Annotated in this window: 22 protein-coding genes; 13 read left to right on the top strand and 9 right to left on the bottom strand. The window is 54.0% G+C overall.

Annotated features, from left to right (window positions below):
* The first annotated feature begins 100 nt into the window (after positions 1 to 100).
* The 3 genes from GTU79_RS06060 to GTU79_RS06050 are packed head-to-tail and all read left to right on the top strand — an operon-like array spanning position 101 to position 1,709.
* On the top strand, positions 101 to 856 hold the full coding sequence (locus GTU79_RS06060; RefSeq protein ID WP_214513768.1) for a putative sulfate exporter family transporter: 756 nt from the start codon (positions 101 to 103) through the stop codon (positions 854 to 856).
* The gene (locus GTU79_RS06055; RefSeq protein WP_214513767.1) at positions 853 to 1,509 is read left to right on the top strand and encodes a putative sulfate exporter family transporter; all 657 of its coding nucleotides are present in this window, start codon (positions 853 to 855) and stop codon (positions 1,507 to 1,509) included. The genes GTU79_RS06060 and GTU79_RS06055 overlap by 4 nt, the downstream gene beginning before the upstream one ends.
* Positions 1,509 to 1,709, top strand: coding sequence for a hypothetical protein (locus GTU79_RS06050; RefSeq protein WP_132923067.1), 201 nt, complete (start codon positions 1,509 to 1,511; stop codon positions 1,707 to 1,709). The genes GTU79_RS06055 and GTU79_RS06050 overlap by 1 nt, the downstream gene beginning before the upstream one ends.
* A gap of 209 nt (positions 1,710 to 1,918) precedes the next feature.
* Here GTU79_RS06050 and GTU79_RS06045 read toward each other — a convergent pair whose 3' ends face one another.
* The 4 genes from GTU79_RS06045 to betC all read right to left on the bottom strand — a co-directional run bounded on the left by GTU79_RS06045 (position 1,919) and on the right by betC (position 6,005).
* Entirely contained in the window at positions 1,919 to 2,239 is a 321-nt protein-coding gene (locus tag GTU79_RS06045; RefSeq protein WP_132923068.1) for a helix-turn-helix domain-containing protein, read from the bottom strand.
* Between the two features lie 2 nt (positions 2,240 to 2,241).
* A complete protein-coding gene (locus GTU79_RS06040) occupies positions 2,242 to 2,601 on the bottom strand; it encodes a type II toxin-antitoxin system RelE/ParE family toxin (protein WP_203522518.1) in 360 nt (119 codons plus the stop codon).
* An 894-nt stretch (positions 2,602 to 3,495) separates the two neighbouring features.
* Positions 3,496 to 4,440 (bottom strand): choline ABC transporter substrate-binding protein, encoded by a 945-nt coding sequence (gene choX, locus GTU79_RS06035; protein ID WP_203522520.1) that lies wholly within the window; start codon positions 4,438 to 4,440, stop codon positions 3,496 to 3,498.
* Positions 4,441 to 4,460: 20 nt separating this feature from the next.
* Positions 4,461 to 6,005, bottom strand: coding sequence for a choline-sulfatase (betC, locus tag GTU79_RS06030; protein WP_203522522.1), 1,545 nt, complete (start codon positions 6,003 to 6,005; stop codon positions 4,461 to 4,463).
* A gap of 107 nt (positions 6,006 to 6,112) precedes the next feature.
* Between betC and GTU79_RS06025 the strand changes: the two genes are divergently transcribed.
* The 5 genes from GTU79_RS06025 to GTU79_RS06005 all read left to right on the top strand — a co-directional run bounded on the left by GTU79_RS06025 (position 6,113) and on the right by GTU79_RS06005 (position 11,365).
* Positions 6,113 to 7,060 (top strand): choline sulfate utilization transcriptional regulator, encoded by a 948-nt coding sequence (locus GTU79_RS06025; protein WP_203522524.1) that lies wholly within the window; start codon positions 6,113 to 6,115, stop codon positions 7,058 to 7,060.
* A gap of 99 nt (positions 7,061 to 7,159) precedes the next feature.
* Positions 7,160 to 8,053 carry an ATP-binding cassette domain-containing protein gene (locus tag GTU79_RS06020; RefSeq protein ID WP_203522526.1) on the top strand — a complete coding sequence of 298 codons (894 nt, stop codon included), beginning with the start codon at positions 7,160 to 7,162 and terminating at the stop codon, positions 8,051 to 8,053.
* A complete protein-coding gene (locus GTU79_RS06015; RefSeq protein ID WP_203522528.1) occupies positions 8,037 to 8,876 on the top strand; it encodes an ABC transporter permease in 840 nt (279 codons plus the stop codon). The genes GTU79_RS06020 and GTU79_RS06015 overlap by 17 nt, the downstream gene beginning before the upstream one ends.
* 307 nt (positions 8,877 to 9,183) lie before the next feature.
* Positions 9,184 to 9,540: a hypothetical protein gene (locus GTU79_RS06010; protein ID WP_203522530.1), complete on the top strand. Its 357-nt coding sequence runs from the start codon at positions 9,184 to 9,186 to the stop codon at positions 9,538 to 9,540.
* Between the two features lie 745 nt (positions 9,541 to 10,285).
* Positions 10,286 to 11,365 (top strand): porin, encoded by a 1,080-nt coding sequence (locus tag GTU79_RS06005; protein WP_275956921.1) that lies wholly within the window; start codon positions 10,286 to 10,288, stop codon positions 11,363 to 11,365.
* A 119-nt stretch (positions 11,366 to 11,484) separates the two neighbouring features.
* On the opposite strand, the gene bhsA is transcribed toward GTU79_RS06005, so the two are convergent.
* Entirely contained in the window at positions 11,485 to 11,742 is a 258-nt protein-coding gene (bhsA, locus tag GTU79_RS06000) for a multiple stress resistance protein BhsA (RefSeq protein WP_214513766.1), read from the bottom strand.
* Positions 11,743 to 12,036: 294 nt separating this feature from the next.
* Here bhsA and hlyD point away from each other — a divergent pair, with 294 nt between their 5' ends.
* Genes hlyD through GTU79_RS05980 form a run of 4 tightly spaced genes read left to right on the top strand, consistent with a single transcriptional unit; the run spans position 12,037 to position 17,021 of the window.
* Positions 12,037 to 13,044, top strand: coding sequence for a secretion protein HlyD (gene hlyD / locus GTU79_RS05995; RefSeq protein ID WP_203522532.1), 1,008 nt, complete (start codon positions 12,037 to 12,039; stop codon positions 13,042 to 13,044).
* Complete coding sequence (locus GTU79_RS05990; RefSeq protein ID WP_203522534.1) at positions 13,034 to 14,776, top strand: ATP-binding cassette domain-containing protein; 1,743 nt, start codon at positions 13,034 to 13,036, stop codon at positions 14,774 to 14,776. The genes hlyD and GTU79_RS05990 overlap by 11 nt, the downstream gene beginning before the upstream one ends.
* Positions 14,763 to 15,905 carry an ABC transporter permease gene (locus GTU79_RS05985; protein ID WP_203522536.1) on the top strand — a complete coding sequence of 381 codons (1,143 nt, stop codon included), beginning with the start codon at positions 14,763 to 14,765 and terminating at the stop codon, positions 15,903 to 15,905. The genes GTU79_RS05990 and GTU79_RS05985 overlap by 14 nt, the downstream gene beginning before the upstream one ends.
* A gap of 9 nt (positions 15,906 to 15,914) precedes the next feature.
* Positions 15,915 to 17,021 carry an ABC transporter permease gene (locus GTU79_RS05980; protein WP_203522538.1) on the top strand — a complete coding sequence of 369 codons (1,107 nt, stop codon included), beginning with the start codon at positions 15,915 to 15,917 and terminating at the stop codon, positions 17,019 to 17,021.
* Positions 17,022 to 17,028: 7 nt separating this feature from the next.
* Here GTU79_RS05980 and GTU79_RS05975 read toward each other — a convergent pair whose 3' ends face one another.
* Positions 17,029 to 18,258 (bottom strand): MFS transporter, encoded by a 1,230-nt coding sequence (locus GTU79_RS05975; protein WP_203522540.1) that lies wholly within the window; start codon positions 18,256 to 18,258, stop codon positions 17,029 to 17,031.
* Positions 18,259 to 18,653: 395 nt separating this feature from the next.
* Here GTU79_RS05975 and GTU79_RS05970 point away from each other — a divergent pair, with 395 nt between their 5' ends.
* Entirely contained in the window at positions 18,654 to 19,577 is a 924-nt protein-coding gene (locus GTU79_RS05970; RefSeq protein ID WP_203522541.1) for a LysR family transcriptional regulator, read from the top strand.
* Positions 19,578 to 19,810: 233 nt separating this feature from the next.
* Here GTU79_RS05970 and GTU79_RS05965 read toward each other — a convergent pair whose 3' ends face one another.
* The 3 genes from GTU79_RS05965 to GTU79_RS05955 all read right to left on the bottom strand — a co-directional run bounded on the left by GTU79_RS05965 (position 19,811) and on the right by GTU79_RS05955 (position 21,279).
* On the bottom strand, positions 19,811 to 20,461 hold the full coding sequence (locus GTU79_RS05965; protein ID WP_214513765.1) for an SPASM domain-containing protein: 651 nt from the start codon (positions 20,459 to 20,461) through the stop codon (positions 19,811 to 19,813).
* On the bottom strand, positions 20,461 to 20,775 hold the full coding sequence (locus GTU79_RS05960; RefSeq protein WP_214513764.1) for a radical SAM protein: 315 nt from the start codon (positions 20,773 to 20,775) through the stop codon (positions 20,461 to 20,463). Before GTU79_RS05960 ends, GTU79_RS05965 begins: the two co-directional genes overlap by 1 nt.
* 168 nt (positions 20,776 to 20,943) lie before the next feature.
* A complete protein-coding gene (locus GTU79_RS05955; RefSeq protein ID WP_214513763.1) occupies positions 20,944 to 21,279 on the bottom strand; it encodes a hypothetical protein in 336 nt (111 codons plus the stop codon).
* Between the last annotated feature and the right edge of the window lie 433 nt (positions 21,280 to 21,712).

The following is a 21,712-nucleotide window of genomic DNA, read 5'->3' as shown; positions in this document are numbered from 1 at the left end:
AAGATAATATCCTCGGGGTATCAATTTCGCTATTTTCTCTTCAAAGCATAAAAGTTAAAAATATTTTCTCCATTCGGCAAGGCAAAATAGAGGCAAAATCATGAGCACAAGTGAAAGCAGCGACGTGGTAATAAAATCACCTGACGGGCGGTCCTCTTCCCGCTGGTGGCAGCAGGAGGATTGGTGGTCGATTTTCCTGGCGCTGATATTAATCAGCGCCGCGTATATTCTTTTTTCCCAGGGCGGCAGCCTGAAATGGCTGGCCACCGGGCCGACCAAATGGACCACGCTGGGTGAAGCCGGCGCCGATTTATTGCGCCGCTTGCCGGCATTAGGCGGCCTCTATCTGGTATGGGCGGTATTATTAACCATCAGCAGCGCCATTATCGGACATGACAGCCGAAAATTCCTCGGCGGCTTCACTGTCCTGTTTATTGTTTCGGTCTTTATTTTCCAGCTCGGCGCCTGGGCCAGTGCGTCTCGTTATAACCTCGAACCGCCGTTGCTGGCGCTGGTATTAGGGCTGGTGGTATCCAATATCTGGCAAATTCCGGACTGGCTGGCGCGCAGTCTACGGGTGGAATATTACATCAAAATCGGTATCGTGCTGTTGGGGGCGACGCTGCCGCTGACGCTGATTCAATGGGCCGGACCGGTGGCCATAGGCCAGGCGGCCATTGTCTCCCTGGTGACCTTTTTCGCCATTTTTATCACCGGCCGCTTGCTCGGTCTGGAAAACCGCTTCGCCGCCGTACTGGGCGTCGGCGGCGCGGTGTGCGGCGTATCCGCGGCCATTGCCGTGGCGGGTGCCGTGCGAGCCAAACGGGAACAGGCTTCCGTCGCTATCTCCTGGTGATCATCTGGGCCATCGTATCGCTGCTGGCGCTGCCGTTTATCTCCCGGGCGCTGGGACTGTCCACCGGCGTGGCCGGCGCCTGGATAGGCACCTCGGAGTTCGCCGATGCCGCCGGCATCGCCGCCGCGCAAACCTACAGTGATTTTGCCGCCCACTCTGGGGGCGCCATTGCCGGCAATCCCGATGCCGCCGTGCAGGCTTTTACCCTGATGAAGGTTATCGGCCGGGATATCTGGATCGGCATCTGGGCCTTCGCCCTGGCCATCGTGGCCACCACCTGGTGGCGCGGTGAAGATGGCACCGTCAGCGCCAGAGCCGGTTCCGGGGAAATCTGGCGGCGCTTCCCGAAATTCGTGATCGGGTTCGTCGTGGCTTCGGTGTTCGTCACCTGGCTGAGCAGCCATTACTCCCTGGCTGAATACCGCACCACCGTCACCCCGGCCTTTATCGCGCCGATTACCGCGCTGCGCACCTGGGCGTTTATTTTCTGCTTCCTGAGCATCGGCCTGAGCACCCGCTTTGCCAGCCTGACCAGCACCGGACTGCGTCCGTTCTGGGCGTTTACCGTCGGCGTGGTAATCAACGTGCTGCTGGGTTATTTCCTGTCGGTGCATGTCTTCGCGGATTTCTGGAATCAACTGGGTAATTCCTGATGAACACCCCCGCCGAACGTCGCTGTGAACACTGCCGCTTTTGCCTGCGGGATCGCGGCGGAACCGAGCAGCTGATACCCGGCCTCGCCATGCTGGGATCGGCCTTCGGCGCCAGCATCGGCGATTCGCGGTTATGCCGCCGGCACGATCGGCTGGTGTCGCCGAACGATAGCTGCCCGGCATTTGCCGGAAAAGAGTGAGCTTAGCTTAGCCCGCCGCGTGCGGGCTGATATCGCTGCTGATAGTCCACCGGTCGTTTCACCATTCTAAACACGGTCACTTCGCCGGGGGTTTGTGCGGCAGCAAGATGATAAAGGATATAAATAAATTCACTTGATTCGTCAATCCGAGCCTTCAAGATGGATATATCTACACCACGGTTAGATGCGATGCGTAAGGTCCGTTTCCGTCATGCCGCAACCGTAATACCGGCGGCATAAGCCTGGCGCGCGGGCTGGACGCTGATCTCCACATGCTGGTCAAACGACACCAGAGCCTGCATGAGCCTTTCCAGAGAAATGTTTTGCAGCTTATAACGGCGAACCTGAGATATCTTAGGCTGAGTCATACCGGTTATTTCGGCAGCTTCCACCTGACTTAGGCCTCTCTTTTTGATTAATTCGTTGAGTTTAATCGCCAGCGCCGCTTTTGCCGATAGTTCTTCCGCGTCGTCAAATCCAAGATCAAACAATACATTATCAGAACCTTGAGCATGGCTTTTGTTGGTCATCACTATCTCCTGTCCTCCGCATAGCGAGTGAGTACTGCCTTAAACCTTTTTTCGATCAGTTCCACATCCGGCCGCGGCGTGGCGATGCCGGACTTTGATTTCTTTTGAAATGCGTGCAAAACATGTATTGCCTCTTTGATCCGTAATGTGTAAACAGCCCGAAATGTATCGCCTCGGTGGTCACCTACTAGCTCGTAGACTCCCGGACCGAGCCCTTTCCAAGATCTTACCGACTCGGGAGTTTGGCCCAACTGCACCACAAACAATCCGATGCCCATGTCCTTTTGAACGGAAACCGGGAAGGTTTTGAAATCTCTTTTCGAAGAGCTCTCCCAATAGAGGATTTTACGTTTATGAGTCATAAATTATACCTGTTCAGATATAGAAGGCAAGTAAAGAAATCAGGGGGAGCCATCGTGGGAGCAGAGCTAATAAGACAAGTTATTCTTTTGATGCAGTGAATTATCATTATCAAAAAAATATCCTACCATTGAATTAATAGCGTTAGCGAAAATTGATCAATAGGTAATATTTTCAATATATTAATTTGTTTTAAAATGATCCACTTATGCCCTTAAACACTAGGAATTTCTTATATCATAAAGCAAAATTTAGCTTAAAATTAATTTTTAATGATGAAAATTTTAATTATTACACCATATTAAATTATCATAAAAATGATTGATTTAAATTTTGAGCATATAATTATTTCTAAATTTAAATTTTTAATAATGGGAATAATATCTCTAAGGTAATTATGTTTGACGAAAATGGTCATGTTTGAATTGAATGTTCCTGTCTTTTTGGCTTGGTTTTCAAACTAATGAACGGCTCGATAAATAACGGATAATTTCTGTTTATTTCCAACCGGTTCTGGCATGACTGCTTCGGCCAGGTATCCTAGCCCAGCGGCGCTATTCGGCGTTTACCGGAAAAGAGTGAGTTAGCTTAGCCGCCGCGGGCGGGCTGAATAAATCCCCGATTGGGCCAGCGCAGCGGCGGTTTCAAATGGCGGGATCATTTTGTTTAAAAAATTTTGAAAAGCAATAATATTAATCATATTTTTGATCTTGTCGGACTGTCGCTGTCTGGCTTTAAAGTCCAATAATATAATTTGATCGCCTCAAGTTAAAAAATTTATCCTATCGAATCATATAATAATAAACATACCAAGCGCCAGATATAATCAAGCGCTTGGCTAGGGTGGGATACACACCAATGTTATACCGAGCCCTGTCGGGGTTCATGTAAAAGATCTACAGCGCCAGCGACTGCCGTACCGCCGCCAGGCCCGGCTGCCCCTGGAGGGTGGTGACGCCGTCCAGCCAGCGGGACAACAGCTCCGGATGCTGCTTCAGCTCCTCGCGCGCGGCATCGCGGGGGGTTTGTTTATCATCCAGTGCGCGCTTGATGAGCACATTTTCCAAATCCACGGTAAACGTCAGCTGGCTGAACAGCCGGCCGGCGTTAGGGCATAACGCGCTATAGTCTTTGCGGGTCACGGTATTCACCGTGGCGCTGCCGTAATTGGGGCCGAAGTATTTATCCCCGCCGCTGAGATAGACCAGCTTATGATGGGTATTCATCGCATGGGGCTCCCAGCCGAGAAACACAATCCACTGCTGTTTCGCCACCGCCCGATCCACCTGCGCCAGCATGCCGCTTTCGCTGGATTCCACCAGCGTCCAGCCGGTCAGGTTAAAATCATGCTTATCCAGCATGGTCTTGATATTCTGGTTGGCCGGCGCGCCGGGGGCGATACCATAGATTTTGCGATCGAACTTATCGCCGTATCCGGCCAGGTCGGCAAAGTCCTTCACGCCGCCCCGGGCTACGTAGTCCGGCACCGCCAGGGTGAACTTGGCGCTGTTGAGATTGGCCCCCAGCACCTGCACCGAGCCATCGCCGGTGAATTTCGATATCACCGGCTGCTGGGCCGGCATCCAGTTACCGAGAAACACATCCAGCTGACCGGTTTTAAGCCCTTGATAGGCCAGGGCCACGGAGAGATTCTGTACCTGCTGTTTATAGCCCAATCCCTCCAGCAGCACGCCGGCCACGCCATTGGTGGCGCCGATATCGGTCCAGCCCGGATCGGACATCTTCACTACGCCGCAGTCGGCATTGTCGGCGGCATAGGCCATAGGCAGACCGACTGCCAGAGACATCCCCAGAGTAAATACAGCAGAAAACACACGCATTTTATACCTCGTTATAATCATCATGAGCGGGTTGAGGACGGGCGAGGATAGCGCGCCCGCGCCTCCTGCTCATCCAGGGTCTGGTTATTACGGATGTATCGTTGGCCTGCGTCCTGGCGCGGCTGGTAATCCCATGCCGCCGCTTCCCCCAGGGCGTCATTCAGAAATAAGCGCTTGTGCTGGCTGGCCAGCACCTGCCGGTTAAGGGCGTCCAGATTCCAGCGCAGCGCCGCCTCCCGTTCAAAGCCGGCAATGTCATTTCCGTATTCGGGGGACGCCGCCAGATTATGCAGCTCCAGCGGGTCCCGGCTGATATCGAATAACTGCGCCGGTTCGCCGGGGGAGGCGATATATTTCCACGGTCCGCGGCGAATCATGACAATCGGCGCCAGCGCGCCTTCCGCCAAATATTCGCCGTAGGCGACGTTATCGCCGCCATCGCCGCCTGTTTCTCCTGTTAGATAGGGCACCAGGCTGCGCCCGTCCAGGGGAGCGGCGCTCTGTTCCGGCGTCGGCGCACTGCCCGCCGCCAGCTCAACCAACGTCGGCAGCACATCCACCAGCGACACGTTCTGCGAAATATGTCGAGGGGCAAAACGGCCGGGAGCGTGCACGATAAGGGGAACACGCGCCGCGCCTTCATAAAAATTCATTTTGTACCAAAGGCCCCGCTCCCCCAGCATTTCTCCATGATCGGAGAGCACGATGGTGATGGTGTCCTCAGCCAGGCCGGTAGCCGCCAGGGTCTCTTTGATCTGGCCGAACTGATCGTCAACATAGGCCAGCGCGCCATAATAGGCATGCCGTGCCCGGCGTATCTGCTGTTGGCTCAACAGGCCGTCGGTCAGCTGATACATACTGCGCAGCCGCCGGGAGTGAGGATCGTCCGCCACATCCGCGGCCGATACCCGCGGCAGATCGATGTCCTGTTCCCGGTATCTCTCCAGGTAACGACGCGGTATGGCGAAGGGATCGTGGGGATGGGTCAGGGACATCACCAACAGAAACGGCTGTTCATTACCCTGGCGGGCGATATCGAACAATTTTTGCCGGGCGAAAAACAGCGCCTCGTCATCAAAATCCAGCTGATTGGTACGGATGCACTCTCCGGCATCCAGCACCGAGCTCATGTTATGATACCAATCCAATCGCCGCTGGGGGTTGCGCCAGTCCGGCGTCCAGCCGAAGTCCGCCGGATAGATATCGGTGGTCAGGCGTTCATCAAAACCATGCAACTGATCGGGGCCGCAAAAATGCATTTTGCCGGACAGATAGGTCTTATAACCCTCACGGCGTAAATAATGGCAAAAGGTGGGATTCTCGGCGCGAAATTCCGCGGCATTATCATAGACGCCGTTATGGGAAATAAATTGTCCGGTCATTAATGACGATCGGGAAGGGGCACATAATGGACTATTGCAATAAGCCGAATTGAATATTACGCCCTCCCGCGCGAGAGAATCAATATGCGGTGTCAGGCTGACGGTATTTCCATAAGCGGACAACGCTCCGGCGCTCAATTGATCGGCCATTAATATTACGATATTCGGTTTCTTTCTAAGCATAGTTAATAATTCGCTTTAAATAACCCACCTTGGCAGTGGTACTTTTATCGCACAAACATTTTTTTCTGTGAACCGGGTATTTTCTTATCGGTCAATAAGGAGACGTTATGTCTGGCAAATCTCGGCTCCCGCCGTTACAGGCATTGGCTGTATTTGAAGCGGCGGCGCGGCATTTGAATTTCACCGCCGCCTCGCTGGAATTAGGTTCCTCGCAGCCGGCGGTCAGCCAGCGCATCAATGCGCTGGAAAATCAACTGGGCACGCCCCTGTTCGAGCGTCGTCACCGCGGCGTGGTACTGACGGAAACCGGCGAACAGCTCTATCAAATCGTCCGTGCCAGCCTGCAGGGCATCAGTCGGCAGATTGAGAAAATTCAGTCGAAAATACAAAGGGATGTATTGCGTATCGACACCGATATGGGTTTTGCCGGCTACTGGCTCCTGCCGCGGCTGGACCCGTTGCAACGCTTGATTCCCAATGTGGATGTGCAGATTTCCACCTCACCCAATGAATTTTCGCTGCGCGACAGCAGCGCCCATCTGGCCATCTCTTTTGGCGACGGGCAGGTGCCCGGCTGCCGGAGCGATAAGCTGTTTCCCGAACGGGTGGTGCCGGTCTGCAGCCCGCAATTTTTCCTGGCCCACGGCCGGCCGGAGAGCGCGGAAAGCCTGCTGTGCCTGCCGCTGCTGAATCTGCCCGATCCCCGCCCCTCCCGCTGGCTCAATTGGACGGAATGGTTTCGCCGGCAGCGTTTGGACCCCGGCGAGGGTGTCACCTCGCTGACGTTTAACGCCTATACCCTGGTTATCCAGGCGGCCATAAAGGGCCAAGGCGTGGCATTGGGCTGGCGGCCCCTGGTGGATCAGTTTTTATCCAGCGGCGAGCTGGTGACCTGCGGGCCGGAGTGCCGCACCGAGCGGGGTTATTATTTGATTCAACCGATACCGGAAAGTGACAGTCCCTTGAACCTGAAAGTCAAAGAATGGCTTTTAAGGGAGGCGCTAAGCTTTTATCCGCGGGAAGAAAATACCCCGGCCGCCGTGAATTTTGTTTAAACTTTTTAGCTATAACTCATATGATAATAATGTATAGGACGATACGTGTTTTCTTATAGCCTGTGCCGATGGCAATAGTCATGCTATTAAAAATTCTTTATGAGTGAAACTCTGGTCAGCATAAACAGGCTTTTTAAAATATTCGGCCCCGGCGCGCAGAATGCCCTGGCGCATTTGCGACAGGGGGCGGACCCGGCACAGTTATTTGCGCGGCATAATTGGTCGGTGGCCCTGAATGATATTTCCCTGACGGTAAACCGCGGCGAAATTTTTGTGCTGGTGGGCCTGTCGGGATCGGGAAAGTCTACCCTGCTGCGGACGGTCAACCGGCTTATTGCCCCAAGCGACGGAGAGATCTATTTTAACGGCGCCGCCATGTCGGCATTATCCGACGCTGAGCTCATCGCCCTGCGCCGCCATGACATGAGCATGGTATTTCAATCCTTCGCCCTGCTGCCGACCCGAACCGTACTGGACAACGCCGCCTTTGGGCTGGAGCTGGCCGGCGTCGATGTCCGGCAGCGGCACCGGCAGGCCATGGCGGTGCTGGAACAGGTGGGACTGGCGCAGGTAGCGCGGCAACTGCCCTATCAATTATCCGGCGGCATGCAGCAACGGGTGGGACTGGCGCGCGCCCTGGCGGTTAATCCGACGCTGTTATTAATGGATGAGGCCTTTTCCGCCCTGGATCCCATCAACCGCCGGGAAATGCAGGATCTCTTGCTGGATCTCCAGGCGCAGCGGCAGCGGACGCTGATCTTCGTCACCCATGATATCGAAGAAGCGCTGCGCATCGGCAGCCGCATCGCCATTATGGAACAGGGAAAAGTCATCCAGATAGGCACCGCCGAAGAGATTATCAACGCGCCGGCCAATGCTTACGTCCGACGCTTCTTCTCGGGCATCGATACCTCCCGTTATGTGCTGGCGGAAAATTTCGCCGGTGCGTTCGGCCATCCGGCCACTGAGGGCGCCCATGACCACACCCTTTGATTTCAGCGCCGAAATCGACAGCGGCATCCGTTACCTGCTCTCCCACGGCGGTCCGTTTTTTGATGCCGTCTCCCGGATCATCGATGGCGTAGCCGGCGGATTGGAACAGGGACTGGGCTGGCTGTCGCCCTGGGGTCTGATGGCTATCGCGGTGGGGGTGAGCCTGTGGCGCATCGGCGTGGGTTTTGCGTTATTCACTACTGCCGCGACCCTGTATATTATCTACAGCGGTTATGGCGAACATGCCACGGTAACGCTGGCCCTCACCCTCTCCTCCACCCTTTTCAGCCTGCTGGCGGGCATCCCCCTGGGTATCACGATCGCCCGCCGCCAACGGGCCGGGACCATCGTCAGGCCCATGCTGGATTTTATGCAAACCATGCCCGCATTTGTCTATCTGATTCCCGCCGTCATTTTATTCGGTCTCGGCCGGCCGCCGGGTATTTTCGCCACCGTGCTGTTTGCCATGCCGCCGGTGGTGCGGTTAACCGATTTGGGTATCCGTCAGGTGGAAAAGAGCCTGATCGAGGCCGGCCTGGCTTTTGGCTGCACCCGACGGCAATTATTATGGAAAGTGCAATTGCCGAACGCCCTGCCTTCTATTATGGCCGGCGTTAATCAAACCATCATGATGGCCATGTCGATGGTTATTATCGCTTCCATGGTGGGGGCCGGCGGGCTGGGCAATGATGTTTTGACCAGCATACAGCAGTTGGATATCGGCCAGGGATTGCAAAGCGGCATTGTGGTGGTGCTATTGGCGATGATGCTCGATCGGCTTTCCGCCAGTCTGATTAGCCGTCCGAACCATGCCAGGACTTAATCCGTCGTCCGGAATCCAAAGAGGTCGGCCGGAGAAAACCATGAATTTTATTGCGAACTAAAGTAATTAATTTCATTAAAAAATTCGAAATAGTGTGTATATAATTTCGCCTGAAAATGGGCAAATGTCCTAATAAGAGTGGACGCTTCGCCGAAGCCTTATGAGACAAAAGCCGTTAGCCTATATCGATGTGACAATTCATAGCAAAAAAAAGTATTTGTACTTACCCAATCAATGAGGCAAAGTCCCACGGACGCCTAAACTCGCCCCGATAATAACTGCCGCAGAGAGACGGATAAAAGAAGACATGACATTTTTCCCGATGTTATGGGCATTTTATTTTGTTCAAAATACGAACCGCTTTATTATTGTGCTGATTTTCTCATCTGCAGAGGGGATGTACGGCATCGGTATTGATGCGCGAGCTTCGTCAAAGAGCGCAATGCCTGGGTTTGTTTGCGGGCAGATGTCATACATATTTGATTGCGAGAAACCATGGTGCATGAAAAATTTGAACCGCATCACATTTCATGCAATCACCCGCAGCCGTCGAAACGCAGAAAATGCTGTATGGGGAAATTGGACAGGCAATATGGGAGAAAATTCAGTGGATAGATGTGTCGTCAAAAGATTGAACGCCAACGGAATGTTTCCTAAATGTTGAAATATGTTATACCAATTCAATTTTAGACGGTTTTGGTATGAGATATATCGTTCAATGTTTAACAAGTTTAACATTTACGCAAAGTTATCAACACAAAATATCATTAAGAAGCGGAAAAGCGCCTCAAAATGATACTACTGGACATAGATTGAATATCCTGTAATAAAATAGGGTTTTGTGATGGCTCTCAACTTTTAAATCTGTATGACAAGTTATCGTAGCACCCGATGATTTCCGCAGGACTTCACGGCGTCGATGTAGCGGTTAAATGACGCGCTGGATGTTTTTCCTGCAGCACGCCGGGTGCATAACGTGCGTTGTCTCGGATTGCCGTATTAGACGCCTGGTTTTCGTTTAGTAAAAACGGCATGCAATGAGGCGCAAAGAGATCATAAAAACTTAACCAGATGTTAATTGACTTTAAATTATTGTGATCTGGTAAATGGCCCGATATTGAGTTCCGGGTGTCGTGAAAACGCATTTAAGGTAAATAATCGGGTTTTGCCGAGGAAGGAGACCGTAGCACAAAATCGCAGACTGCTAATTTAATGAAAAGTTCACAATCAACATGGCCCTTTAGCTGATACTATCCTCCGAAATTAGGCGACAGGATAATTTCTCTAGGGACGATCCCATGACATTTGAGCTTTTATCAAACAAATAACATTTTGGTTAGCCCCGGACATCAGCCATCAAAGGGTGAGTCCTTTACTTAAACACGAAAGTATTTGGTAAGGAAATAGTGATGAAGAAGATAGCATTAGCCGTTTTAGCTACATTGTTAGCACCAGCTGTTCATGCCGCGGTGATATACGACGCCGACGGCAATAAGCTGGACTTATACGGCAGCTTGCGCGCACGACATTACTTTAGTAAAACCACCTCCATTGATGGTGACAACAGCTTCTTGCGTTTGGGCTTCAAGGGCCAAACCAAGATCAATGATGACCTTACCGGTTACGGCCAATGGGAATATAACTTCCAGAACAACAATACCGAAGGCGGCTCGGATAGCCAGACTGGTAATAAAACCCGTCTTGGTTTTGCTGGTTTGAAATTCAATAAATTCGGTTCGTTCGATTACGGCCGTAACTGGGGTATCGCGTACGACGTAGCGTCCATCACCGATATCGCGCCCATCTTCGATGACCTGACCTACAGCTTCGCCGACAACTATATGAACGGCCGTGCCACCGGCGTGGCAACGTATCGTAATAACGGCTTCTTCGGCCTGGTTGACGGCTTGAATATCGGCATGCAGTATCAGGGCGCCAATGACGAAAGCACCGCCAATGCCCGCGGCGAAAAACAGTCCAACGGCGACGGTTACGGTTTCTCGGTATCTTATACCACGCCTATCGATATATCGGTCTTGGGTACCTATACCAACTCTGATCGTACCAACAATCAGCAGGTCACCAGCCTGAAATACGGCAACGGCGACCGGGCCGAAATGTGGGCGGCCGGTGTGAAATATGACCATCAGGGCGTTTATCTTGCCGGTTTGTATGGCGAGACCCAGAATATGACGCCGATTTCCTCTAATGGGTTCGCCAATAAAACCCAGGACTATGAAGTTGTCGCGTCTTATCTGTTCGATTTCGGCTTGAAACCGTTGGTTGGTTACTTCCAGTCGAAAGCCAAAGATGTTGAAGGCGTGGGTGATGCGGATCTGGTGAAATACTATATCGTTTCCACCACCTATTACTTCAACAAGAACATGAACGCCTATGTGGATTACAAAATCAACCGCATCGACAGCGATAACCAGCTGGGTATCGCTTACCACAATCAGGTGGGTGTTGGTTTGAACTACCAGTTCTAATAACGTTATCACCACCGGCTGCGGATATTTCAACCCTTGCCCCGCAGTTGACTTGATGATGGCCGATATAAAAAGGCGACCCTCCGGGGCCGCCTTTTATTTACTGCTGTTATTTATGCTTATTTATACAGTTCAGCACTGCCGCGCAGCGTATTGTTGCCGCCGGCCGCAACGATGCGGTAAGACGAAGCATCAGCTGCCTGCGCCTTGGCGGCCAGCTGGGATTGCAGGTCAGTCAGCGAACCTGTGGTACTGGCGGAAACCATACCCACGGGCTGTTCATTGGCGGGGCGTGGAGGGACTTCCTGAGCGGCTAAGCTGGCAAAAGATAACGTACTCAGGGCAATGGCTGCGATAGCTAATTTCAGGTTTTTCATAATGTCTAATCTCTTCTCGTTAATCAGTTATAAACGGGACGTTAATATCTTAACGTTCGATAAGTAAATAATAGACGCGATCCCGCCAACGATCAAGTATTTTTATAATAACCGTTAATTAAATATGTAAACCCTTATTTTTTGCCCTGAAGAAAATTTACCTGCCCTTGCAAACCGGCCTGCAAGCGCTCAGTCCGGCGCAAATCACACTTATCAATGCCGTTTTGGTACAACATAGCCACTGGCTGCTCGAAGGATTGCGGGCTGCAAATGCCCGATAACAGGCGAAATATCATGAATATAAAAAAAATAGCCTTGGCGGTGGTTATCCTGGCGCTGATTGCCGCAGCCGTCTATGGCGTGATGGCGTACCGTGGCCGGCAAAACCAGGCGTTGACCTTATACGGTAACGTGGATATCCGTACCGTCAATCTCGCTTTCCGGGTGGAAGGCCGCCTGGCGCAGCTGGCGGTGGACGAGGGGGACAGCATCCGGCCGGGCCAGGTGCTGGCTACATTGGATGACGGGCCTTATCGCAACGCCCTGCAGCAGGCGCAGGCCAATGTTGCCAGCGCGCAGGCCAAACTGGATTTGCAGTTGGCCGGCTATCGCAGCGAAGAAATCGCCCAGGTGCGCTCGCAGTTGGCACAGCAGCAGGCGGCCTATAATTATGCCGAAAGTTTCTTCCAGCGCCAGCAGGGGGCATGGGCAAAGCGGGCTATTTCCGCCGACCAGATGGACGACGCCTTGACCGCCCGCAACCAGGCCAAAGCGAATTTACAGGCGGCCAAGGATAAATTGCAGCAATACCAGACCGGTAACCGGCCGCAGGAGATCGCCTCCGCGCAGGCGGATGCCGCCCAGGCACAGGCGGCTCTGGCTCAGGCGGCGCTGGATGTGGCCGATACCGTGCTGTTGTCCCCCTCCGCCGGCACTATACTGACCCGCGCCCAGGAGTCCGGCAGTATGCTGAATGCCGGCGGCACCGTCTTTACCCTGTCGCTGACCCGGCCGGTGTGGATCCGGGCCTATATAGATGAACGTTATCTTGCCCAGGCGGTGCCCGGCAGCGCGGTGGACATCAGCGCCGACGGACTTCCCGGCAAGGTCTATCACGGCAAAATCGGTTTTGTTTCGCCCACCGCCGAGTTCACGCCCAAAAGCGTCGAAACGCCGGAATTGCGCACGGACCTGGTGTATCGCCTGCGAATCATCGTTACCGACGCCGATGACCGGCTGCGGCAAGGTATGCCGGTGACGTTGCGCTTTCCTTCCATCGCAGGCGTCGCCGATGCCCGCTAACCCTATTGTGCTCAGCGCGTTGGAGAAAACCTTCCCGGGGCTTGATAAACCGGCGGTGGCAAGTCTGGATATGGTAATACAAAGCGGTGCGGTAACCGGATTGGTGGGGCCTGACGGCGCGGGTAAAACCACCCTGTTGCGCATGCTGGCCGGTTTATTGACCCCCACCGGCGGCACGGTGCGCGTCATGGGGTTGGACCCCATCAAGGATGAACGCCGGCTGCGCGCCGTTCTCGGTTACATGCCGCAAAAATTCGGCCTGTATGAAGATTTGACGGTACAGGAAAATCTAGCGCTGTATGCGGATTTGCGCGGCGTTACCGGCCAACAGCGCCATGACACCTTCGCAAAATTATTGCAGTTTACCGATCTGACCCATTTTACCGGCCGCCTGGCCGGCAAGCTGTCCGGCGGCATGAAGCAAAAACTCGGCCTGGCCTGTACCCTCATCGGCCAGCCCAGGGTCCTGCTGCTGGACGAACCGGGGGTGGGGGTGGATCCCATTTCCCGGCGCGAACTCTGGCGCATGGTGCATGAACTGGCGGACGACGGTATGCTGATCCTCTGGAGCACTTCTTATCTGGATGAAGCGGAACAGTGCCGCGACATTATGCTGCTTAACGAAGGACGTTTGTTATACCAGGGCGCGCCGAAAGATCTCACCGGCCGGATGGCCGGCCGCACCCTTCTGGCCGGTACGCGGTCCGGTACCCATCGTCAATTGCTGCAGCAGGCGCTGCGTCTGCCGCATATCAGCGACGCGGTAATACAGGGCCGATCGGTGCGTCTGATCCTGGCTAAAGATGCCGATCCCGCGACCCTTGCCGGCGCGCTCATGCTGCCGCCGGAAAATATCACCGAAACCGACCCGCGATTTGAGGATGCCTTTATCGATTTGCTCGGCGGCGGTCCCTCCATCAAAACCGCCCTGGCGGACATTATGCCTTCGGTGGCGGGGGATCGGGGGGAAGTTGTCATCGAAGCGCGGGATCTGACAAAAAAATTCGGTGATTTCGCCGCTACCGACCGGGTGAGCTTCCGGGTGCGCCGCGGAGAAATCTTCGGCTTGCTGGGTCCCAACGGCGCTGGAAAATCCACCACCTTTAAAATGATGTGCGGTTTGATGGCGCCCACCGGCGGTAAAGCGCTGGTACTGGGAATGGATTTAAAGACCAGCTCCGGCAAAGCGCGCCAGCGCCTGGGATATATGGCGCAAAAATTTTCCCTGTACGGGAATCTGACCGTGGAACAAAACCTGCGATTTTTTTCCGGTGTGTATGGCCTATGGGGTAAACGTCAGCGGGAAAAAATTGCCGCCATGAGCGATGCTTTTGATTTCAAACCTATTTTTAAAAAAACGCCGGATACCCTGCCGCTGGGATTCAAACAGCGTCTGGCGCTGGCCTGCTCGCTGATGCATGAGCCGGCTATCCTCTTTCTCGATGAACCCACTTCCGGCGTCGATCCCATTACCCGTCGAGAATTTTGGCTGCATATCAACGGCATGGTGGAAAAAGGCGTGACGGTCATGGTCACCACCCATTTCATGGAGGAAGCGGAGTACTGCGATCGCATCGGGCTGGTGTACCACGGCAAATTGATTGCCAGCGGCACCCCCGACGACTTGAAGCGGCGGGCGGCGGATGCGCAGACGGCGTCCCCCACCATGGAACAGGCGTTTATCGCGCTCATCGGGCAATACGATAAGGAGAGCGGCGATGAAGCGGCATGACGGCGGCGGGCTTTCCTGGCGCCGGCTGCGCGCCTTATGCCTCAAGGAAACCCGCCAGATCCTGCGCGATCCCAGCAGCGGACTGATAGCCTTTGTCATTCCCATTATGCTGCTGTTCATTTTCGGCTACGGCATCAATCTGGATTCCAGCCGCCTGCATATCGGCATACTAATGGAGCAGCAAAGCGCGCCGGCCCGCGAACTGGCCTACGCCTTTGCCGGCTCGCCTTATATCTCTCCCACCATCGGCACCAATCGGCGGCAGCTCATTGCCCGGATGCAGTCCGGCGACATCCGCGGCCTGATTGTTATTCCGGCGGACTTTGACATTAATATGGAGCGCGCCGGCAACAGCGCGCCCATCCAGGTGATCACCGACGGCAGCGAGCCCAATACCGCCAATTTTGTCCAGGGATACGCTCAGGGAATCTGGCAGCTTTGGCGACAGCAGCGCGCCGAAGATCATGGCCAGCCCCTGGGGCAATCAATAGATATCAGAATGCGCTACTGGTTCAATCCGGCGGCAGTCAGCCGGAATTTTATTATTCCCGGCGCTATCACCATTATCATGACGGTGATCGGCGCCATCCTGACCTCGCTGGTGATAGCCCGCGAGTGGGAGCGCGGCACCATGGAAGCGCTGCTGTCCACCCAGGTCACCCGCGGCGAACTGCTGTTATCCAAGCTCTTGCCCTATTATGTGCTCGGCATGGCGGCCATGGCGCTGTGCATGGCGGTGTCGGTGTTTGTGATGGACGTGCCGTTTCGCGGCTCACTGTGGCTTTTATTCGGTATCAGCAGTCTGTTTCTCGCCAGTACGCTGGGCATGGGACTGCTGATATCCACCCTCACCCGCAATCAGTTCAATGCCGCCATGGTGGCGCTGAACGCGGCCTTTCTGCCCGCCGTGATGCTGTCCGGGTTCATCTTTCAAATCGACAGCATGCCCGCCGTGGTCCGTGCCATCACCTATATCATTCCGGCCCGCTACTTTGTCAGCACCCTGCAAAGCCTGTTTCTGGCGGGCAATATCGGCGGGATACTGGTGATAAACACCCTGTTCCTCATGGCCTCCGCCGCGGGATTTATCGGCCTGACCGCCTGGAAAACCCGGCGCAGGCTGGATTAAGGAGTCGTTATGCTGCACCGGTTATGGACGCTTATCATCAAGGAACTTCAGGCCCTGCTGCGCGACCCGCAGACCCGGGCGCTGCTGATTATGCCGGTGATTTTTCAAGCGGTGCTGTTTCCCTTTGCCGCTACCCTTGAAGTCAAGCACGCCACCATTGCTATTTACAGCGAAGATAACGGCCAGGCGGCGGTTGAACTGACTCAGCGCTTTGCCAAAGCCCAGGCGTTTTCCAGGATTTTATGGTTGCGCAGCCCGCGGGAGATCCAAACTACCCTCGATAACCAGCGGGCGCTGCTATTGATCCGCTTTCCGGCGGAGTTCTCCCGGGATTTGGCCGGCGGCGTTCCGGCGCCGCTGCAATTGATCCTCGACGGGCGCAATTCCAACAGCGCGCAAATCGCCGCCAATTATATCCAGCAGATCGTCGCCGCCTACCAGCTGGAGCTGAACGGGCAGCAGGGAACTGTCGATAACAGCCAGTTGATCATCCGCAACTGGTACAATCCGAACCTGGATTACACCTGGTTTGTGGTGCCCTCGCTGATTGCCCTGATCACCACCATCGGCGTGTTGATAGTCACCTCGCTGTCGGTGGCCCGGGAACGGGAACAGGGCACGTTGGAACAATTGCTGGTGTCGCCGCTCACCACCGGGCAGATTTTTATCGGCAAAGCGGTGCCGGCACTGGTGGTGGCGGGCTTTCAGGCCACCCTCATTCTGTTGATAGGCATATTCGGTTATCAAATCCCCTTTGCCGGCTCGCTGTGGCTGTTTTACGCCGCCATGCTGATTTACGGCCTGTCGCTGGTGGGGTTCGGCCTGCTTATCTCCTCGCTGTGCGCCACCCAGCAGCAGGCGTTTATCGGCGTTTTCGTCTTTATCATGCCGGCGATACTGTTATCGGGCTATGTGGCGCCGGTGGAAAATATGCCGCAGTGGCTGCAAACCCTGACCTGGATAAACCCGGTGCGCCATTTCACCGATATTATTAAGCAGATCTACCTGAAAAATGCCGGTTTCAGCATTATCTGGCACAGCCTGTGGCCGCTGCTGGTGATCACCGCCACCACCGGCAGCGCCGCGTATGGGATATTCCGCCGCAATATCGCCTGAGCCCGCGTTATTTGTTGCCCTCGGGAGACGCGGACACCGCCCCGGAAATTTTAATGCCCTGCGTTTCACGGCCAAAGGAGACCAGCACGCAGATCAGTATCGCCACGGTGCCGGCCACCAGGGCCATCGCCAGGCCGTAATTATTGCCGTGCGCTTCGGCGATACGGGCCTGCAGGATAGCGTTTACCGACGCAATCAAATTGCCCAGCTGATAAACAAACCCCGGCAGTACCGCCCGTGAATTGGCTGGAACCAGCTCCGTCAGATAGGTGGGCACCACGCCCCAGGCGCCCTGCACCATGAACTGCATCAAAAACGCGCCGACGCCGATCATGACCGAACCGGTGGAAAACGCCCACAGCGGTAACACCGGCAGCGTCAGCAGCGAGGCGATAATCATCGCCTTTTTACGGCCGATTTTTTCCGAGAAGGTACCGAAAACGATCCCGCCGAGCATCGCGGCGATGTTATAGCAGATAGCAATGATACTGACGGTATGCGGGGCAAAGCCATGCTGCACCTTCAGGAAGGTGGGATATAAGTCCTGGGTACCGTGGCTGAAAAAGTTGAAACAAGCCATCAGTATCACCATATAAATACATAGCCGCCAATGGGTGCGGATAATAGGCAGCAGCGCCACGCTCTCTTTCCGCTGACGGGCCGCCAGCCACACCGGCGATTCGGGGACTTTGAAATAGATATACGGCAGCAGCAGAATCGGCAGTGCGCCGATCAGGAACAGGCCGCGCCAGCCTACGCTTGTGACAAACAGGCCAAAGACGATCGCCGCCAGCAAATACCCGGCGGGATAACCGGCCTGGAAGATTCCCGACATCAGCCCGCGGGAGCGGTCGGGAATGGTTTCCATCGCCAGGGACGACGCCACACCCCAGATACCGCCCATCGCCACGCCATACAGCAGCCGGAAGGTAATAAACGCCGCCAGCGTCGGCGACCAGGCGGAGAGCAATTCAAACAGCGAGAACATAAAGACATTTACCATCAGTATGGGACGCCGGCCGAATTTCTCCGCCAGTCGGCCGAAAAGCAGCGCCCCCAGGGGACGCACCGCCAGAGTCAGCATAATAGAGATGGACACGCTGGCGATATCGGTATGAAACCAGCTGGCGAGGTCGCTTAATACAAACACCAGGATAAAGAAATCGAAGGCATCCAGCATCCAACAGGCAAAGCAAGCCGTCGCCACATTGCGCTGTACTGAGGTCCAATTGAACATAGTGATTGTCCTATCTTTAAGGTGGCCGAGGAACGCGGCGCAGAAAAAATAAGCTATGGTCAGGTAAACTGCCGGGGATATTTCCCTGTCACCCGAAAGGTGTCGTTCTGCAAAAACAATTCTTTTATACCTACCCAATAGATTTCGAGTTACAGCGCTTGCGCTGTCAACAAAGCTGTCACTGGAAAGATAAAGGATAAATGTTAACTATTTGTTTATAGCACGTTATAACCATGCAATTTAGAGGGATTTGTTACCCTCCATAACTAAGTGTAAATATTGGTAACAACCTGCGGCGCTTTGCCTATCTGCCTGGACGCGTTACGATTAAGCCGGAGCGCGGTCCGTCCCAAAGAGCCGCGATAGAATGCATCAGCTATGGGTGGAAACTTTTCATGATCAGGTTTGATGACCTGGCGTTATTTGTCCGTTCCGCCGCCTTGGGCAGTTTTTCCAATGCGGCCCGTGAGGTGGATTTACTCCCCGCCCAGGTCAGCGCGGCGATTAAGCGGTTGGAACGGGAACTTGATATACGTTTGTTTGCCCGTTCCACGCGCAGCCTGCGCCTGACTTCCGAAGGAGAGCAATATCTGCCCTATGCCGCCGGCGTGCTGCAAACCCTGCGGGAAGGCCAGGAATCACTGCGCCAGGATCCCGCCGGTCTGTACGGCATGCTGCAAATCGCCGCCCCTTCCGATTTAGGCCGCAACGTGCTTTTGCCGTGGATTAACGCTTTTCACCGCGACCATCCGCGGCTGAATCTACGGCTCTATTTTTCCGATCAGATAGCGGACGTCTTCAAGGATCCGGTGGACGTGGCTTTTCGTTACGGCATTTTCGACGACGCCAGTTACATTGCCCTGCCGCTGGCCCCGGGTAATCACCGGGTGCTGGTGGCATCCCCCGACTACCTGCGCCGGCACGGGAGGCCCGGCGATTTAGCCCAACTGGCCCGGCACAACTGCCTGACCTTCGTGCTGCGCGGACGGGTCTATGATAAATGGCTGCTGTTCCGTGAAGGAGAAAAACAGGAGGTGCCGGTGAGCGGAACGGTGATTAGCGATGATGCCGAAGTGATACGCCGGCTGGCGATTGCCGGCGAGGGCATCGCCTACAAATCATGGCTGGATGTGGCTCAGGATGTACTGAAGGGCAATCTCGAACTGCTGTTGCCGGAATATCAAGGGGAATCGCTGCCCCTGAGCCTGGTTTGTCCTCACCGGCGCCAATTGTCACCGGCGGTGCAGCAGCTTTACGACCGCGTCAAAACGGCCTGCCTGGAGCTGCAGCAGGCCTATTTGTGCCGGGCGGCAACATAACCTGAATTTATTATAAACGTTCCCATGAGAATGCTTAAAATGTAGTACGTTTTTTTGGAGAAAGCGACTGCGTAGATGCTTAAAGAGGGATGAAAATGGCCACACGCGACAACGCAGCGACAAAGCACAGCACGCTCAGCCACTGAGACAGATATTTGCGGCATATTGAAAATATATGGAGGGTAAGCGACCTCAATTACCGGGCAGGCTTAATACACTGCCCGGCCAGGATATCAGCTCTCTTTAACGGCCGGCTGCTGATAAAGATCCATTTCAGCCTTATAATGATCTCCGTAACCCTCGTCGTCCCAGATTTTTATCGCATATTTCTTCCATTCTTCCGCCAGGTTATCCAATTCATGGCTGAATTTAAAATAGCTATCGCTGCCTTCATGCTGGGGAGTGGCTTTGTATTTCAGAATATGTTCTCTGAACTTGGCCGGGTTATCTATTATAGGACAAGGTTGCATCAAATTTTTATTAAAGGGAATCTGCTGTTTGAATCCCTCAAAGAACGGTGATTTAAGCACCTCGATAACGCTTTTATCCCGGATGTTATCCACCGCATATTGCTGGAATACGCAAGGTTCAACGCCGCCTTTGGCATTAATATGCAAATAATTGGCCCCGCCGGACATACAGCCGTTGACCAAAAAGCCATGATTCCAAAAATCGGCGATAAACGCGAACCGCCCTGAAAGACGAAGCTGCTCGATTTTATGAAACCGCGCATAGCGCTGCTCGGGTGTGGGAACCAGATCAAAGGTAGCATCGCGGCCTATGGGCATATATTGGAATACCCAGATATATTCCACGCCGAGATCCTGTATAAATTGCAAATAGTCATCATTCATCAACTGATCGTGATTTTTACGGGTGGCCATCAGGGACGCGCCGCAAAGAATGCCCGCCTCGCGTAATCGGTGATAGGCGGTGACAATCTTTGAAATACCCCTCCCCGCCGCCAGTCGGTCATGTCTTCCCAACCTTCAATGGAGATGGTAATGGCCACGTTACCCAATTTAGCCAGGCGCTTCACCCGAGATTCCGTCAGCAGCGTGCCGTTGGTGTACACCATGAAATAGCAATCACTGAATTTTTCAAAATGCGCATAATGGCGGGATAGACAAAGGCTCCCCGCCGGTAAAGGTAAAAAGCGTACTCCGAGGTCATAGAACTGCTGCACGATATTCATCATTTCGTCTTCTTCGAAATGATAGCGATCGCCGTATAATGCCGAATAACACCCTTACAGCGCAGGTTACAGGCATAAGTAGGAGAAATCAGCACCAAAAAGGGATATGGGTGGCAAACTCCTTGCCTTTTATTCCCCTGATATTTTCACCATAGATAAGGTGATTAAATATTAAATTTTTACTAATTTTTCTCGGGCGGTTTTATTCAGCCCACGCAGTGCCCGAATCCAGCCGGATAACATGGGATCCCTATCATGAGCCAGCCGGGCCAATTTAAGCAAATCCTCTTTACTGTCTTTGGCGAATTTCGCCCCGAGGCTAAATATCTTTTCAAAGTTGTTCTCATCGGTATTATTGATCAGTGCGGATAATACCGGAGACATGGAACTAACGATGAAATGATTTAGCTTTATACTTAAACTTTCCATCTTAATTACCTCTACCTTGCCAATATTTATTTTTGTTGGAAAACTATCTTTTTCTAAACGTTTTGTATGACAAATCATAGATCCGTTTCAATCACGTTTGAATTGATATATGTCAATTTTTTCGGAAACCCGGTGAGTCAATTCTTGTGATAATAAGCCCCGCACCGTCGCGGGTAAATAATGCAGCACACATTTTAGCGCTGATAGCGATGGAAATCGCTATCACCGATCGCGCAGCGGCCGTGTTAAAGGGAGACCGTGCCGAGGGGTCGAAGCGGGCATGGTTCTCCCGCCCGCCGGAGCGCCTCCCGGCTCGGTAGGCCCGCGATCACCGATCGCGCAGCGGCCATGTTAAAGGGAGACCGTGCCGAGGGGTCGAAGCGGGCATGGTTCTCCCGCCCGCCGGAGCGCCTCCCGGCTCGGTAGGCCCGCGATCACCGATCGCGCAGCGGACGTGTTAAAGGGAGACCGTGCCGAAGGGGTCGAAGCGGGCGTGGTTCTCCCGCCCGCC

It is taken from the genome of Sodalis ligni (genome assembly GCF_016865525.2).
In the GTDB taxonomy this organism is placed as follows: Bacteria; Pseudomonadota; Gammaproteobacteria; order Enterobacterales; family Enterobacteriaceae; genus Acerihabitans; species Acerihabitans ligni.
The sequence above is the reverse complement of the archived record's forward strand: the minus strand, read 5'-3'. Positions and strand labels throughout refer to the sequence as shown.

Coding starts and splice junctions, on each gene's coding strand:
- hlyD (WP_203522532.1), top strand. CDS start 12,037: ATGAATATAAAAAAAATAGCCTTGGCGGTGGTTATCCTGGCGCTGATT.
- GTU79_RS06045 (WP_132923068.1), bottom strand. CDS start 2,239: ATGACCAACAAAAGCCATGCTCAAGGTTCTGATAATGTATTGTTTGAT.
- GTU79_RS05970 (WP_203522541.1), top strand. CDS start 18,654: ATGATCAGGTTTGATGACCTGGCGTTATTTGTCCGTTCCGCCGCCTTG.
- GTU79_RS06040 (WP_203522518.1), bottom strand. CDS start 2,601: ATGACTCATAAACGTAAAATCCTCTATTGGGAGAGCTCTTCGAAAAGA.
- bhsA (WP_214513766.1), bottom strand. CDS start 11,742: ATGAAAAACCTGAAATTAGCTATCGCAGCCATTGCCCTGAGTACGTTA.
- GTU79_RS05980 (WP_203522538.1), top strand. CDS start 15,915: ATGCTGCACCGGTTATGGACGCTTATCATCAAGGAACTTCAGGCCCTG.
- GTU79_RS05990 (WP_203522534.1), top strand. CDS start 13,034: ATGCCCGCTAACCCTATTGTGCTCAGCGCGTTGGAGAAAACCTTCCCG.
- GTU79_RS05965 (WP_214513765.1), bottom strand. CDS start 20,461: ATGGCCACCCGTAAAAATCACGATCAGTTGATGAATGATGACTATTTG.
- GTU79_RS06020 (WP_203522526.1), top strand. CDS start 7,160: ATGAGTGAAACTCTGGTCAGCATAAACAGGCTTTTTAAAATATTCGGC.
- GTU79_RS05960 (WP_214513764.1), bottom strand. CDS start 20,775: ATGATGAATATCGTGCAGCAGTTCTATGACCTCGGAGTACGCTTTTTA.
- choX (WP_203522520.1), bottom strand. CDS start 4,440: ATGCGTGTGTTTTCTGCTGTATTTACTCTGGGGATGTCTCTGGCAGTC.
- betC (WP_203522522.1), bottom strand. CDS start 6,005: ATGCTTAGAAAGAAACCGAATATCGTAATATTAATGGCCGATCAATTG.
- GTU79_RS06005 (WP_275956921.1), top strand. CDS start 10,286: ATGAAGAAGATAGCATTAGCCGTTTTAGCTACATTGTTAGCACCAGCT.
- GTU79_RS05985 (WP_203522536.1), top strand. CDS start 14,763: ATGAAGCGGCATGACGGCGGCGGGCTTTCCTGGCGCCGGCTGCGCGCC.
- GTU79_RS06060 (WP_214513768.1), top strand. CDS start 101: ATGAGCACAAGTGAAAGCAGCGACGTGGTAATAAAATCACCTGACGGG.
- GTU79_RS05955 (WP_214513763.1), bottom strand. CDS start 21,279: ATGATTTGTCATACAAAACGTTTAGAAAAAGATAGTTTTCCAACAAAA.
- GTU79_RS06010 (WP_203522530.1), top strand. CDS start 9,184: ATGACATTTTTCCCGATGTTATGGGCATTTTATTTTGTTCAAAATACG.
- GTU79_RS06015 (WP_203522528.1), top strand. CDS start 8,037: ATGACCACACCCTTTGATTTCAGCGCCGAAATCGACAGCGGCATCCGT.
- GTU79_RS06050 (WP_132923067.1), top strand. CDS start 1,509: ATGAACACCCCCGCCGAACGTCGCTGTGAACACTGCCGCTTTTGCCTG.
- GTU79_RS05975 (WP_203522540.1), bottom strand. CDS start 18,258: ATGTTCAATTGGACCTCAGTACAGCGCAATGTGGCGACGGCTTGCTTT.
- GTU79_RS06025 (WP_203522524.1), top strand. CDS start 6,113: ATGTCTGGCAAATCTCGGCTCCCGCCGTTACAGGCATTGGCTGTATTT.